At 68.5% G+C, this 13,857-nt stretch carries 14 protein-coding genes; 10 read left to right on the top strand and 4 right to left on the bottom strand.

Annotation, left to right across the window (positions count from 1 at the left end; translation table 11 throughout):
• From DQP56_RS17930 to DQP56_RS17920, 3 genes are all read left to right on the top strand, one after another.
• On the top strand, positions 1 to 1,618 hold a 1,618-nt coding region (locus DQP56_RS17930), incomplete at its 5' end, for an ABC transporter substrate-binding protein (protein WP_234825716.1).
• The gene (locus DQP56_RS17925) at positions 1,615 to 2,160 is read left to right on the top strand and encodes an adenine phosphoribosyltransferase (protein ID WP_112687676.1); all 546 of its coding nucleotides are present in this window, start codon (positions 1,615 to 1,617) and stop codon (positions 2,158 to 2,160) included. The genes DQP56_RS17930 and DQP56_RS17925, both read left to right, overlap by 4 nt.
• Before the next feature lie 87 nt (positions 2,161 to 2,247).
• A complete protein-coding gene (locus DQP56_RS17920) occupies positions 2,248 to 4,572 on the top strand; it encodes a RelA/SpoT family protein (RefSeq protein ID WP_112687688.1) in 2,325 nt (774 codons plus the stop codon).
• A gap of 79 nt (positions 4,573 to 4,651) precedes the next feature.
• Here the strand turns inward: DQP56_RS17920 and DQP56_RS17915 are convergent, their stop codons facing one another.
• Positions 4,652 to 5,536: a peptidylprolyl isomerase gene (locus DQP56_RS17915; RefSeq protein ID WP_112687674.1), complete on the bottom strand. Its 885-nt coding sequence runs from the start codon at positions 5,534 to 5,536 to the stop codon at positions 4,652 to 4,654.
• A 110-nt stretch (positions 5,537 to 5,646) separates the two neighbouring features.
• Here DQP56_RS17915 and DQP56_RS17910 point away from each other — a divergent pair, with 110 nt between their 5' ends.
• From DQP56_RS17910 to DQP56_RS17900, 3 genes are all read left to right on the top strand, one after another.
• Positions 5,647 to 6,324, top strand: a complete 678-nt coding sequence (locus tag DQP56_RS17910) for an MBL fold metallo-hydrolase (RefSeq protein ID WP_205868909.1) — start codon at positions 5,647 to 5,649, stop codon at positions 6,322 to 6,324.
• A complete protein-coding gene (hisS, locus tag DQP56_RS17905; protein ID WP_112687672.1) occupies positions 6,321 to 7,622 on the top strand; it encodes a histidine--tRNA ligase in 1,302 nt (433 codons plus the stop codon). Before DQP56_RS17910 ends, hisS begins: the two co-directional genes overlap by 4 nt.
• Positions 7,623 to 7,694: 72 nt before the next feature.
• Positions 7,695 to 8,252: an Rv2576c family protein gene (locus tag DQP56_RS17900; protein WP_234825715.1), complete on the top strand. Its 558-nt coding sequence runs from the start codon at positions 7,695 to 7,697 to the stop codon at positions 8,250 to 8,252.
• A 7-nt stretch (positions 8,253 to 8,259) separates the two neighbouring features.
• On the opposite strand, the gene DQP56_RS17895 is transcribed toward DQP56_RS17900, so the two are convergent.
• Together DQP56_RS17895 and relB are read right to left on the bottom strand one after the other, a co-directional pair.
• Positions 8,260 to 8,601 carry a gamma-glutamylcyclotransferase family protein gene (locus DQP56_RS17895; RefSeq protein WP_112687670.1) on the bottom strand — a complete coding sequence of 114 codons (342 nt, stop codon included), beginning with the start codon at positions 8,599 to 8,601 and terminating at the stop codon, positions 8,260 to 8,262.
• Positions 8,598 to 9,137 (bottom strand): type II toxin-antitoxin system RelB family anti-toxin, encoded by a 540-nt coding sequence (relB, locus tag DQP56_RS17890; RefSeq protein WP_112687682.1) that lies wholly within the window; start codon positions 9,135 to 9,137, stop codon positions 8,598 to 8,600. The genes DQP56_RS17895 and relB overlap by 4 nt, the downstream gene beginning before the upstream one ends.
• Before the next feature lie 83 nt (positions 9,138 to 9,220).
• Between relB and DQP56_RS17885 the strand changes: the two genes are divergently transcribed.
• Together DQP56_RS17885 and DQP56_RS17880 are read left to right on the top strand one after the other, a co-directional pair.
• Positions 9,221 to 10,006, top strand: coding sequence for an aldolase (locus DQP56_RS17885; RefSeq protein ID WP_112687668.1), 786 nt, complete (start codon positions 9,221 to 9,223; stop codon positions 10,004 to 10,006).
• A gap of 15 nt (positions 10,007 to 10,021) precedes the next feature.
• Complete coding sequence (locus DQP56_RS17880) at positions 10,022 to 10,888, top strand: dihydrodipicolinate synthase family protein (protein WP_112687666.1); 867 nt, start codon at positions 10,022 to 10,024, stop codon at positions 10,886 to 10,888.
• Positions 10,889 to 10,901: 13 nt separating this feature from the next.
• Here the strand turns inward: DQP56_RS17880 and ypfJ are convergent, their stop codons facing one another.
• Entirely contained in the window at positions 10,902 to 11,777 is an 876-nt protein-coding gene (ypfJ, locus tag DQP56_RS17875) for a KPN_02809 family neutral zinc metallopeptidase (RefSeq protein WP_112687664.1), read from the bottom strand.
• A gap of 490 nt (positions 11,778 to 12,267) precedes the next feature.
• Between ypfJ and DQP56_RS17870 the strand changes: the two genes are divergently transcribed.
• Together DQP56_RS17870 and DQP56_RS17865 are read left to right on the top strand one after the other, a co-directional pair.
• The gene (locus DQP56_RS17870; protein WP_112687662.1) at positions 12,268 to 12,567 is read left to right on the top strand and encodes a PE family protein; all 300 of its coding nucleotides are present in this window, start codon (positions 12,268 to 12,270) and stop codon (positions 12,565 to 12,567) included.
• A 14-nt stretch (positions 12,568 to 12,581) separates the two neighbouring features.
• A complete protein-coding gene (locus DQP56_RS17865) occupies positions 12,582 to 13,790 on the top strand; it encodes a PPE family protein (RefSeq protein WP_205868908.1) in 1,209 nt (402 codons plus the stop codon).
• The last annotated feature ends 67 nt before the right edge of the window (positions 13,791 to 13,857 follow it).

The following is a 13,857-nucleotide window of genomic DNA, read 5'->3' as shown; positions in this document are numbered from 1 at the left end:
GGCTGCCACCGCGCTGGGCGCCTGGTCGGTGTCGGCATGCACCAGCGCCACCGTCGATCAGATCGACTACGCCGTCGACGGCGGCCTGATCACCTACAACACCGCCTCGGTGGCGGGAGCTGCTTCGGCTGGGCCGCAAGCGTTCTCCCGGACCCTGACCGGCTTCGGCTACCACGGCCCGGACGGGCAGATCGTCGCCGACCACGACTTCGGCAGCATCTCGGTGGTGGGTCGCGCACCGCTGGTGCTGGACTACCAGATCGCCGAGGCGGCGGTCTACTCCGACGGTAAGCCGATCACCTGCGATGACCTGGTGCTGGCCTGGGCGGCGCAATCCGGGCGGTTCGCCGGCTTCGACGCGGCCAATCGAGCCGGCTACCTCGATATCGAGCACATCGAATGCCGGCCCGGGGCCAAGAAGGCGCGGGTGTCGTTCTTCCCCGACCGCAACATCGTCGATTACGAGGAACTGTTCACCGCGACGTCGATGATGCCGTCGCACATCCTCAACGAGCTGCTCGGGCTGAACATCACCGAGGTGATTCTGGGCAACGAACCGCCGGCCGAGGAGGTCGTGGCCAAGATCGCCCATGCCTGGAACACCACGTGGCAACTCGACGCCAATGCCGATCTGGGGCACTTCCCGTCGTCGGGGCCCTACAAGATCGACTCGGTGCTCGAAGGCGGCGCCGTCGTGCTGGTCGCCAACGACCTGTGGTGGGGCGCCAAGCCGGTGACCAGACGGGTCACGGTGTGGCCGCAGGGCGCCGACATCGCCGACCGCGTTAACAAACGCGTGGTGGAGGTCGTCGACGTGGCGACCGGGTCGGCCGGGTCGGTGATCACCCCCGACGACTACCAGAGCAGCGACAGTCCGTCGGGCGGCATCCAGCAGCTGATCTTCGCTCCGTCCGGCCCGCTGTCGGAGATCCCGGCGCGCCGGGCGGTGGCGCTGTGCACCCCGCGGGATGTCATCGCCCGCGACGCCGGGGTGCCGATGGTGAATTCGCGGCTGAACACGGCGATGGACGACGCGTTCGACCAGGCCGAGAACGTGCCCGAAGCCCAGCAGTTCGCACAGGCCGACCCGAACGCCGCCCGGGACACGCTGGGCGGCAAACCGCTGACGGTGCGGATCGGCTACCGCGGCCCCAACACCCGATTGGCTGCGGTGGTCGGGGCCATCAGTGCCTCCTGCGCGCCGGCCGGCGTCACCGTCACTGAGGTGGCATCCGAGGGCATCGGGCCGCAGTCACTGCGGGAGGGGCAGATCGACGTGCTGCTGGCCAGCACCGGCGGGTCCACCGGTAGCGGCTCGACCGGATCGTCGGTGATGGACGCTTACGAGCTGTTCAGCGGCAACGGCAACAATCTGTCCGGTTACCACAATGATCAGATCGACGGCATCATCTCTGCGCTGGCGGTGACCGCCGATCCGGCGGACCTGGTCCGGCTGCTGGCCGAGAGCGCCCCGGTGCTGTGGGCGGACATGCCGACGCTGCCGCTCTACCGCCAGCAGCGCACCTTGCTGTCATCGAAGAAGACCTACGGCGTCGCGGCCAACCCCACCCGGTGGGGTGCGGGCTGGAACATGGACCGCTGGGCGCTGCAGCAGTGAAAGCCGCTGGGCGGCCGGCCGACGATGTCGCCGGGATCATCGCGTCGTTGACCCGCGAGGTGGCCGACTTTCCCAGCCCCGGAATCGCGTTCAAGGACCTGACCCCGGTATTCGCCGATGCCGCCGGACTGGCGGCGGTCACCGCGGCGTTGGCTCAGGTCGCCGCCGGGGTGGAACTGGTGGCCGGCATCGACGCCCGGGGGTTTCTACTGGCCGGGGCCATCGCCGACCGACTCGACGTGGGTGCGCTGGCCGTGCGCAAGGGCGGCAAGCTGCCGCCGCCGGTGCTGTCGGAGGCCTACCAACTCGAGTACGGCCAGGCCGTGCTGGAGATCCCGGCCGACGGGGTCGAGCTGGCCGGCCGCCGGGTGGTGATCGTCGACGACGTGCTCGCCACCGGCGGTACGCTGGCGGCCGCGCAACGGTTGTTGCGTCGCGCCGGAGCCGAGGTCGTTGCGGCCGCGGTGGTGCTGGAGTTGGCCGAGATGGGCGGGCGCGCCGCAATGGCGCCGTTGCCGCTGCACAGCCTGCTTGCGCTTTAGCCGATATTCTCGTGGTCGGAGGTGAGCGACGTGGGCTCTGAGGAGGGCTTCGAGGTCGAGCGGCGGGAGCAGGAGGGCGGCCAGCCGGTGGCGGTCTTCCAGCCGCCGGACCAGGACTCGCCCACTGAGCGCACCGATCTGCTCAAAGTGCCCACCAGTGCCTCCCGGCGGGTACGGGCCCGGATCGCCCGCCGGATCACCGCCCAGCGCGGCGCGCTCAGCCCGGTGCTGGAACCACTGGTCGCAGTGCACCGGCAGTTCTACCCGAAGGCGAACCTGGCGCTGCTGCAACGCGCCTACGAGGTCGCCGAACAACGCCACGCCACCCAGTTGCGGCACTCCGGGGACCCCTACATCACCCACCCGCTGGCGGTGGCCACCATCCTGGCGGAGCTGGGGATGGACACCACCACGCTGGTGGCCGCGCTGTTGCACGACACCGTCGAAGACACCGGCTACACCGTGGAGGCGCTCGCCGGGGAGTTCGGCGACGAAGTCGCCCACCTGGTCGACGGGGTGACCAAGCTCGACAAGGTGGTGCTGGGCAGCGCCGCCGAAGCCGAGACCATCCGCAAGATGGTCATCGCGATGGCGCGCGACCCGCGGGTGCTGGTGATCAAGGTCGCCGATCGGCTGCACAACATGCGGACCATCCGCTTCCTGCCGCCGGAGAAGCAGGCCCGCAAGGCCCGCGAGACGCTGGAAGTGATTGCGCCACTGGCACACCGGTTGGGTATGGCCACGGTCAAATGGGAGCTCGAGGATCTGTCTTTCGCGATCCTGCACCCGAAGAGGTATGAGGAGATCGTGCGGCTGGTGGCCGACCGGGCACCGTCACGCGACACCTATCTGGCCAAGGTGCGCACCGAGATCATCAACACGCTGGCGAAGTCGAAGATCGCCGCGAACGTCGAAGGCCGCCCCAAGCACTACTGGTCGATCTATCAGAAGATGATCGTGCGGGGCCGCGACTTCGACGACATCTACGACCTGGTGGGCCTGCGGATCCTGTGCGACGAGATCCGGGACTGCTACGCCGCGGTCGGTGTGGTGCACTCGCTGTGGCAGCCGATGGCCGGCCGGTTCAAGGACTACATCGCCCAGCCCCGCTACGGCGTCTACCAGTCGCTGCACACCACGGTGATCGGTCCGGAGGGCAAGCCGCTGGAGATCCAGATCCGCACCCGGGAGATGCACCGCACCGCCGAATACGGCATCGCCGCGCACTGGCGCTACAAGGAGGCCAAGGGCCGCAACGGTGTTCCGCATCCGAACGCCGCCGCCGAGATCGACGACATGGCCTGGATGCGCCAGTTGCTGGACTGGCAGCGGGAAGCCGCCGACCCCGGCGAGTTCCTCGAGTCGTTGCGCTATGACCTGGCCGTCAAGGAGATCTTCGTCTTCACGCCCAAGGGTGACGTGATCACGCTGCCCAATGGCTCGACCCCGGTGGACTTCGCTTACGCCGTGCACACCGAGGTCGGTCATCGCTGCATCGGGGCCCGGGTCAACGGCCGGCTGGTGGCGCTGGAGCGCAAGCTGGAAAACGGGGAAGTGGTCGAGGTTTTCACCTCCAAGGCCCAGAACGCCGGTCCGTCCCGGGACTGGCAGCAGTTCGTGGTGTCGCCGCGGGCCAAAGCCAAGATCCGGCAGTGGTTCGCCAAGGAGCGCCGCGAGGAGGCGCTGGAATCCGGTAAGGACGCGATCGCGCGCGAGGTGCGCCGGATGGGGTTGCCGCTGCAGCGGCTGATCAGCGGTGAGTCGATGGTCGCGGTGGCCCGCGAACTCCACTACAGCGACGTGTCCGCGCTCTACACCGCGGTCGGGGAGAACCACATCTCGGCGCATCACGTGGTGCAGCGGCTGGTTGCCCAACTCGGTGGGGTGGATCAGGCCGAGGAGGACCTTGCTGAGCGCTCCACCCCGCTGACGATCCCGCGCCGCGAGCGGCACACCGACGACGTCGGTGTCGCGGTTCCCGGTGCCACCGGGGTGCTGACCAAGCTGGCCAAGTGCTGCACCCCGGTGCCCGGCGACGAGATCATGGGCTTCGTCACCCGCGGCGGCGGGGTATCGGTGCATCGCACCGACTGCACCAACGCCGATGCGCTGCGGCAGCAGGCCGAGCGGATCATCGAGGTCAAGTGGGCGCCGTCGCCGTCGTCGGTGTTCCTGGTGGCCATCCAGGTCGAGGCGCTCGACCGGCACCGACTGCTGTCGGACGTGACCAAGGTGCTCGCCGATGAGAAGGTCAACATCTTGTCGGCCTCGGTCACCACGTCGCGGGACCGGGTGGCGATCAGCCGGTTCACCTTCGAGATGGGCGACCCGAAGCATCTCGGGCATCTGCTCAACGTGGTGCGCAACGTCGAGGGCGTCTACGACGTCTACCGGGTGACCTCGGCGGCGTAGTTCCGTTTCCTGCGCGAGCAGACGCGAAAGCACCCAAAACTACCTGTCAAAGGGGGCTTTCGCGTCTGCTCGCGGGGGATTAGTCGGCGCGCACGGACTTGATGGTCACCTTGGTCGCGGGCGGGCCGTCGTCGGGGCCGCGGCCGCCCGGCGCGACGCCGGCGGCGGCGATCTTGTCCAGGGTGGCCAGCCCGTCGTCCTGGATCTTGCCGAACACGGTGTACTGCGGCGGCAGCATCGAATCCTGGTAGACCAGGAAGAACTGACTGCCGTTGGTGCCCGGCCCGGCGTTGGCCATCGCCAGGGTGCCGCGCGGGTAGCGCACCGGTTGCTGCGCGGCCGGGTCGTTCGGCGCGTATTGGTCGGTCGGGTATTCGTTGGCGAACTCGTAGCCCGGGCCGCCGGTGCCGTCGCCGGCCGGGTCGCCGCACTGCAGCACACTCAGCATCGGAGACGTCGTCAACCGGTGGCACTGGGTGTCGGCGAAGAAGTCCTTGGCGCCCAGGCTGATGAAACTGTTGACCGTGCAGGGTGATTGGGCGTTGTCGAGCATCAGCCCGATGGGGCCCTGATCGGTCATCATCGACACGCTGACCTCGGCCGGCTCGGTGGGGACCTTGCCGGAGCGCGGCGGCTCGACCGGCTTGCTGGCCGGACGGGCCTTGGGGTACTGGCAGTCGGCGCCCAGGGTGGGCGAGGCGGTGAACTTCGGCAGTTGACCGGGCTCGCCGGGGGATGGCGCCGGAGCGTCGGAGGTCTCCGAGGTCGGGGCGGCGTTGATGTTGCCGGTATCGCCGTCGTCGCGCAGCACCACGAACACCACGCCGGCCAGCAGTGCCACGGCCACCACCGCGCCGGCGATCATCAGTATCCGGCGCTGCTTGCGGGCCGCCTCGGCCCGCTGCTGCACCTGTTCGTCCAGCTTGCGCTTGGCCGCAGCGCGCCGCTCTTCGTTCGTGGACACTGCCGGAATACCTCCCTGGCTCGCGGGTGAGTCGGCTCTACAGTCTGCCAAAGTCTGCCAGCACCGCCCACGTCCATGCCGCAACGGCGCGCAATGGGAAACTGGTGCACGTGTTGGTCACCGGATTCTCCGCCGGAATGCTGGCGTGCAACTGCTACGTCGTGGCGCAGCGGCAAGGCGCCGACGCGATCGTCGTCGACCCCGGCCAGCGCGCGATGTCCCGGCTGCGTCACATCCTCGACGAGAATCGGCTGACGCCGTCGGCGGTGCTGCTCACCCATGGCCACATCGACCACATCTGGTCGGCGCAGAAGGTCTCCGACACCTATGGCTGCCCGACCTACATCCACCCCGAGGACCGCTTCATGCTCACCGACCCACTGCGGTCTCTTGGCACGCTGCCGGGCCAGGCGCTGTTCGGCGTCTTGAGCAAGGTGATGTTCTCCGAGCCCAAACAGCTGGTCGAGCTGGACCGCGACGGGGACAAGATCGGCCTGGGCGACACCAGCGTCACCGTCGATTTCACGCCGGGACATACCCGCGGTTCGGTGGTCTTCCGGGTCGACGGCGACACGAACGAGCTGGTGTTCAGCGGGGACACGCTGTTCCAGAACTCGGTCGGCCGCACCGACCTGCCCGGCGGCAGCGGCCGCGACCTGATGAACTCGATCGTCGACAAGCTGCTGTGCCTCGACGATGCGACCGTGGTGCTGCCCGGCCACGGACCCACGACCACCATCGGCGCCGAACGCCGGTTCAACCCGTTCCTGGAAGGGCTGAGCGCGTGAGCACCTTTGCCGCCCCCAAGGGGGTGCCCGACTATGTGCCGCCGGCTTCGGCCGGCTTCGTCGCGGTGCGCGACGGGTTGTTGGCCGCGGCCCGTCGCGCCGGCTACGGCGACATCGAGCTGCCGATCTTCGAGGACACCGCGCTGTTCGCCCGCGGGGTGGGGGAGTCCACCGATGTGGTGTCCAAGGAGATGTACACCTTCGCCGACCGCGGGGACCGGTCGGTGACGCTGCGCCCCGAGGGCACCGCCGGGGTGGTGCGCGCGGTGATCGAGCACGGACTGGACCGCGGCCAACTGCCGGTCAAGCTCTGTTACTCCGGCCCGTTCTTCCGCTACGAGCGTCCGCAGGCCGGCCGGTACCGGCAGCTGCAGCAGGTCGGGGTGGAGGCGATCGGCGTGGACGATCCGGCGCTGGACGCCGAGGTGATCGCGGTGGCCGACGCCGGGTTCCGCTCCCTGGGCCTGGACGGCTTCCGGCTGGAGATCACCTCGCTGGGCGATGACACCTGCCGACCAGCCTATCGAGAGCTGTTGCAGGAGTTCCTGTTCGGGCTCGAACTCGACGAGGAGACCCGCCGCCGAGCCCAGCTCAACCCGCTGCGGGTGCTCGATGACAAACGTCCGCAGGTGCGCGAGATGACCGCCGCCGCACCGCTGATGCTCGATCACCTCTCCGATGCCGCCAAACAGCATTTCGACATCGTGTTGGCGCATCTGGATGCCCTGGGGGTGCCGTATGTGATCAACCCGCGGATGGTGCGCGGCCTGGACTACTACACCAAGACCACCTTCGAATTCGTACACGACGGGCTCGGCGCGCAGTCCGGCATCGGCGGAGGTGGGCGCTACGACGGCCTGATGAGCCAGCTCGGTGGACAGGACCTGTCCGGGATCGGCTTCGGGCTCGGGGTCGACCGCACCTTGCTGGCGCTGGCTGCCGAGGGCAAGACGGTGGGGGCGAACACCCGCTGCGACGTCTTCGGGGTGGGCCTGTCCGAGGCGGCCAAACTGCGCTTGGCCGTGCTGGCCGGCCAACTGCGGGCCGCCGGGGTACGGGTGGATCTGGCCTATGGCGATCGCGGCCTCAAGGGTGCGATGCGCGCCGCGGACCGCTCCGGCGCCGTGGTGGCGCTGGTCGCCGGTGACCGCGACCTGGAAGCCGGCACCGTCGGCGTCAAGAACCTGGCCACCGGCGAGCAGCTCGACGTGGCGTTCGACGATGTCGTCGCCGAGGTGCTGGGTCGACTGTCGCGCGATGACACCCACGCCGCAAAAGCCGGGGAAACTCCTGCGTGAGTGGGATCTGGCGGGTATCGCGTGATGCGCAGCAACCCGCCCGGTGATGACCCTCCGGTACCGTGACGCGGTATGACGACCATGCGGAATGTGACAGCCGTACTCGGCGCGACGCTGCTTGCGGCGGCGGCCGGAGTGCTGGCCGGCCCGGCGACGTCACTGGCGGAGCCGACGCCCTCGCCGGATTCGTCGGCGGAATCGCCGGCGCCGGCCCCGGCCGAGAACGCGCCCGAACCCTCGGGTGAGGCCCCGAAGGCGGCGGCCGAGGCCCCGAAGGCGGGGGAGGCCCCGGCGAAGGGCACGACCGGGGGCCACGAGGTCACCTACACCATCACCGCCACCAGCGACCTGACCGGCAACATCTCCTACATCAAGACCGACCCGCCGAGCATGGCGGCCTACAACGCCAACTCCTCGGAGTATCTGGAGACCGTCCGCGTGCCGATCGGCGGAGGACAACCGCTGGTCTACACCGCCACGCTGGCCGACCCGGGCCAGTGGGCGCTGGTCACCGCCAGCGGCGGGTTGCGCATCAACCCCGAGTTCCACTGCGAGATCGCCGTCGACGGCGAAGTGGTGGTCTCCCAACAGGGCGGCAGCGGGGTGACCTGCTCGACCCGGCCGTGGTGATGCCGGCTCACTCGGCGAACACGTAGACCCAGGCCCGCGCGCCGGAGCGCAGCGGCACCGAGATCCGGCGGTAGGCGTCGACTTCGTAGTCGTCGGCAGCGGCCAGTTCGGCGGTGCTGATGGCGAATACCGTGCCGTTGACCGCTGCGTCGGGCGCCGCCGACGGGCGCAGGATCGGGTGGCGGTCGCTGCCGCTGACTGCCACCACCTCGGGGTCGGTGATCGTCACGTAGTCGAGGTTGTAGCCGACGATGGCATCGGGCCGGCCGTCGAGTTCGCGTCCGAAGGTGCTGCGTTGCACCTCGGGCAGCCGCAAGGTGCCGTAGGAGAACAGCAGTTCGGTGTTCACCGCGCGCCCGCTCCGTCGGTGGTCACGACGACGACCTCGGCGGGTTCGCCGCCCACGGCGCGGATGCGGTGGCTGACCGAGGCGTCGAAGTAGGCGCTGTCGCCGGGCGCCAGGGTCCAGCTCTCATCGCCGTACGCCAGCTCGACGGTGCCGGCGTGGACGAACACGAATTCCTGGCCGCCATGCTGCGAGCGCAGCGGGTGGGAGGTTCGGGTGGCGTGGTCGGTGGGACGTAGCACGAACGGGGACATCGTTTTTCCCAGCATGCCCGAGGCGATCGCCCGATAGTGTTGCCGATCGGAGCTGCGGTCGGCGGCGCGGTCGACGGCGATGTTGTCCTCGTCACTGCGTTCGGCGAACAGTTGTGCCACATCGACATCCAGCGCCCGGGCCACCTTGATGGCTGTCGCGATCGACGGCGTGCTGCGGCCGCGTTCGATCTTGGACAGGTAGCTCTTGGTCAGCCCGGTCCGCTCGGCGAGGTCCTCGAGGGTGAGTCCTCGCTGCTTGCGGACGTTGCGCAACAGTGCCGTCATGCTGGCCATGATGACACAACGATATGACACAAGGTGTCCTATCGACTACAGTTGTGTCATCTGCTGCCTACCGAGGAGCTGCCATGGCCAGCACGTTCGATGACTCCAAGTCCGATCTGATGGAGCAGGCGGAACGGCGCTTCGCGGCGAATATCGGGCAGGACAGCTGGTCGCTCCGCCAGAAACTGGCGTTGACCTGCCGGGCGCTGTTCGACCGCGGACACGACTCGGGGCTGGCCGGGCAGATCACCGCCCGCGCCGAGGCGCCCGGCACCTACTACACCCAGCGGTTGGGCTTGGGCTTCGACGAGATCACCGAAGGCAATCTGCTGATCGTCGACGAGGATCTCAACGTCCTCGAAGGCGAGGGAATGGCCAACCCCGCCAACCGATTCCACAGTTGGATCTACCGGGCACGCCCCGACGTGCAGTGCATCGTGCACACCCACCCGTTCCACGTGGCCGCCCTGTCGATGCTGGAGACCCCACTGGTCATCTCGCACATGGACACCACTCCGCTCTACGACGACTGCGCGTTCCTGCCGACCTGGCCCGGGGTTCCGGTCGGCAATGAGGAAGGTGAGATCATCTCGCAGGCCCTGGGCGACAAGAAGGCGATCCTGCTGGCGCACCACGGTCAGATCGTGGCCGGCGCCAGCGTCGAGGAGGCGTGCTCGCTGGCGGTGCTGATCGAACGCGCCGCCGCGCTGCAACTGGCCGCCATGGCCGCCGGCACCATCAAGGAACTCCCCGAGAAGCTGGCCCGCGAAGCCCACGACTGGACCCTGCTGCCCAACCGCAGCGTCGCCAATTTCGGCTACTACGCCAGACGGGCACTGGCCGGCCACCCCGACGCGATCACCCGATAACCAAAGGAGTAGTTCGTGGCACCCCTGCACGGCATCATCGGCTACCCGATCACACCGTTCGCCGACGACGGTATCGACACCGCGGTGTTGACCGCCGTCATCGAACGCCTCGTCGACGCCGGTGTGCATGCCATCGCTCCGTTGGGCAGCACCGGTGAGCTCGCCTACCTCAACGAACGCGAGTTCGACACCGTCGTCGACGCCGCCGTCGCGGCGGTGGCCGGGCGGTTGCCGGTGCTGGTCGGGGTCTCGGACCTGACCACCGCGACGACGGTGCGTCGCGCCCGCTACGCCGCGCAGGCCGGTGCCGACGCGGTGATGGTCGCGCCGGTGTCCTACTGGAAGCTCTCCGAGCGGGAGATCACCACGCACTACGCGGCGGTGTCCGACGCCGTCGACATCGACATCGTCGCTTACAACAACCCGGCCACCTCCGGAGTGGACATGAGTCCAGAGCTGTTGGTGGCGATGTCCGAGGACATCGAGCACGTCACCATGGTCAAGGAGTCCACCGGCGATCTGACCCGGATGCTGCGCATCGCCGAGCTCTCCGACGGGCGACTGCCGTTCTTCAACGGCAGCAACCCGCTGGTGCTCGACGCACTACGCGCCGGAGCGGCCGGCTGGTGCACCGCGGCCCCCAACCTGCGCCCGAAGCCGTGCCTGGACCTCTATACCGCGGTCATCGCGGGCGATCTCGACGCCGCGCAGGCACTCTACGACGACCTGAAGCCGCTGCTGACGTTCATCGTGGCGGGCGGGCTGGCGACCACTGTCAAGGCCGGCCTGGACCTGCTCGGGGTGCCCGCCGGTACGCCGCGGCGCCCACTCTTGCCGCTCGAGGAGTCAGGCCGCGCCGAGTTGCGCAGCCTGCTCGGCTGACCCGGAGCTGCCGCTAACCGAGGTCGGCAGCGGCGAAAGTGTCGCACTGGTTGGGGTCCCCGGTCTGGTAGCCGACGGTGAACCAGTGCTGCCGCTGGGCCGATGCGCCGTGTGTCCAGGACTCCGGGTTGACGCGGCCGGTGGCGGCCTCCTGGATGCGGTCATCACCCACCGACGCCGCCGCCGACAGCGCATCGCGGATGTCGTCGTCGGTCAGCGGCTTGAGGAACGGAACCCCGGTGCTCTTCTGCTTGGTCACCGCCGCATAGTGCGCCCACACCCCGGCGTAGCAGTCGGCCTGCAACTCGGTGCGCACCCCGGCGCCGGTCGCGCCCTGCGCACCATGCTGCGCCCGGCCCAATACGCCGCGCAGATTCTGCACGTGGTGGCCGAACTCGTGGGCCACCACATACTCCTGGGCCAGCGGCCCGCTGCTGGAGCCGAACCGGTCGACGAGCACCTGGAAGAAATCGGTGTCGAAATAGGCGGTCTGGTCGCCCGGGCAATAGAACGGCCCCACGGCACTGGTGGCCGCTCCGCAGGCCGTGGACGTTTGGCCGGTGAACAACTGCACCTGCGGGCGGCTGTATCCGGGCAGCAGCTCCGACCACACCGCGTCGACCGAGTTGGCGGTCGCCACCACCCGGCACTGCACGTACCTGTTGGCGTCCTCGCCGGTGCGGCACCTGCTGAGGTCGAACCCCGGTGCGGTGTACTGCCCGCGGTCCACCGGCTGCTGGCTGAGCACGTCGCCGGGATCCGCGCCGAGCAGCAGCGCCACCACCAGGATCACCAGCCCGGCGACACCACCGCCGATGGCGATGCCACGGCCGCCCCCGCCAGATGAGGTGGTGCTGGTATCAATCTGCATACCTTCGTTGAAGGTCATCGCACACTCCGTGGAATTTCCGTAGGTTCCAGGTCACCGGCGGGCCGCCTTGTGAGCATCCTTAGCTTTGCATACCCGTACGGCCGGCCTGCTGGGTTGAGCCCCGTCACCGTGGCGAATCCAGGGAGTTCGTTAGCCAAAGAAGATCTTGTCTGACCAGTTCCCAAACCTTTACTGAATGTTTGTCGCGGTGCTGTACGGGGTGGTGGTACCGGTGTTACGTTCTGCTTCCGGCTGCCGTGGGAACCACACCCGCAACGGCCGCCACAGCTTTATGCCGCAGATTTACGGAGAGGTCGTCCGCCCGGTGAACGCGTCAGCTCGTGTTATTGCCCCCTGGTATGGCACCTGGCCGGGACTCTCGCCGGCATCGCCAGCCTCAGCTTTATCAGATCGTTATTAGACGGCGTCGGCTAGAGTGACGTGCGTCAACTACTGACCCAGACTTCGATCGCGTAACACCACATCGCTTCAGGTTCCAGGAGGAAAGATGTCATTCGTAACCGCTCAGCCGGAGGTTCTGACGGCGGCTGCGGGCAGCCTGTCGGGAATCGGTGACTCCATGACCGCGGGCATGGCTGCCGCGGCCGCTCCCACCACCGGTGTGGTACCGCCTGCCGCCGACATGGTCTCGGCGATGACTGCTGCCCAATTCGCCACGCACGCCCAGCTGTTCCAGCAGGTCAGCGCCCAGGCTGCGGCTGTTCACCAGCAGATCGTGGCCACCCTGAGCGGGAACTCCAACGCCTACGCCCTCACCGAGGCCGCTAACGCCACTGCGGCCGGCTGAGTCGAGGCGCGTCAATGAGCTTCAGTATGTTCCCGCCGGAGATCAACTCCGGCTTGATATATACCGGGCCGGGTTCGGCGCCGCTGCTGGAGGCGTCGACGGCTTGGGCCAATCTGGCCGCCGAATTGTCGACGTCGGCGACGGCGACGCATTCGGTGGTCACCAATCTGACCTCGACCTGGACGGGTATGGGGTCGGCCGCGGCATCCGCGTCGGTTGCGCCCTACGTGGCCTGGCTACAGCAGGCGTCGGCCAACGCCACCCAGAACGCGGCCTTGGCCAGCCAGGCGGCCGCGCTGTTCGAAGCGGCCAGGTCCGCTTCGGTGCCGCCGCCGGTGATCGCGGCGAACCGGGCCATGCTCATGGCGTTGATCTCGACCAACTTCTTCGGGCAGAACACCCCGGCGATCGCGGCGACCGAAGCCCAGTACGAGGCGATGTGGGCGCAGGACGGCGCCGCGATGGACACCTACAACATGTCGGCCCAAGCCAACAACAACCTGCTGCAGGCCCAGTCGGCGCCGCCGAACTCTGCTCAGGCGACGCAACCGGGTTCGGCCGCGGACACCTCCACCGGAGCGCCCATCCCCGGTGACGGCGGGACCCCGCCGGTCAACCCGGGCTACAACCTGTCGACGATCGGCGGGATCATGGATTCGCTGGGCATCCCGACCACCGGCCTCGACGAGACCCTGCTCGCCACCCAGCTCAGCCAGGTGATGTCGCCCATCAACACGATGAGCATGCCCGCCATGATGGCCGCGCGGATCCTGCCGATGCTGCTCATGCAGATGGCCCGGATGGGTGCGATGGGCGGCACGGGCGCGCTGGCCGGACAGACCGCCGGCGCGGCCGGCACCGGCACCCTGATGACCCAGATCGGCGACTTCGTCAACGACAAGCTGCAGGGCGCGGTCGGCGTACTGGCCGGCCACTTCAGCTCGGCGACCAACGCCATCTCCGCCAAGCTCGGCCAGGCCGCCTCGATGGGCGCGCTGAAGGTGCCGCAAGCCTGGTCGATGGCCGCCGACGGCATGGTCCGTGCCGCACCGGTACTGCCGTCCACCACGGTGAGCGCTCCCATTCAGACCATGTCTGGATCGTCGGGCCTGCCGGGCGGTCCGTTCGGCAACGCGCTGATGGGTGCGATGGCCGGACGCGGACTGGGCGCAGTCGCCGCCAAAGCTCCCAAAGTTATGCCCCGTTCGCCGGCCGGCGGGTAACGGAAGGGGCCTGAACCACACGTGTCCGCCGGGCCGCCGCCCGGCACCACAACGAATTCCGAGCAAG

Origin of the sequence: Mycolicibacter senuensis (assembly GCF_003284925.1) — a bacterium.
Lineage (GTDB): Bacteria > Actinomycetota > Actinomycetes > Mycobacteriales > Mycobacteriaceae > Mycobacterium > Mycobacterium algericum_A.
The sequence above is the reverse complement of the archived record's forward strand: the minus strand, read 5'-3'. Positions and strand labels throughout refer to the sequence as shown.

What these genes read in the sequence shown, in the direction of transcription:
- relB (WP_112687682.1), bottom strand. Translation starts at nt 9,137, where the DNA reads ATGACGGCACTGTTGCGCAACGTCCGCAAGCAGCGAGGACTCACCCTC.
- ypfJ (WP_112687664.1), bottom strand. Translation starts at nt 11,777, where the DNA reads ATGACCTTCAACGAAGGTATGCAGATTGATACCAGCACCACCTCATCT.
- DQP56_RS17885 (WP_112687668.1), top strand. Translation starts at nt 9,221, where the DNA reads ATGGCCAGCACGTTCGATGACTCCAAGTCCGATCTGATGGAGCAGGCG.
- DQP56_RS17865 (WP_205868908.1), top strand. Translation starts at nt 12,582, where the DNA reads ATGAGCTTCAGTATGTTCCCGCCGGAGATCAACTCCGGCTTGATATAT.
- DQP56_RS17900 (WP_234825715.1), top strand. Translation starts at nt 7,695, where the DNA reads ATGACGACCATGCGGAATGTGACAGCCGTACTCGGCGCGACGCTGCTT.
- DQP56_RS17870 (WP_112687662.1), top strand. Translation starts at nt 12,268, where the DNA reads ATGTCATTCGTAACCGCTCAGCCGGAGGTTCTGACGGCGGCTGCGGGC.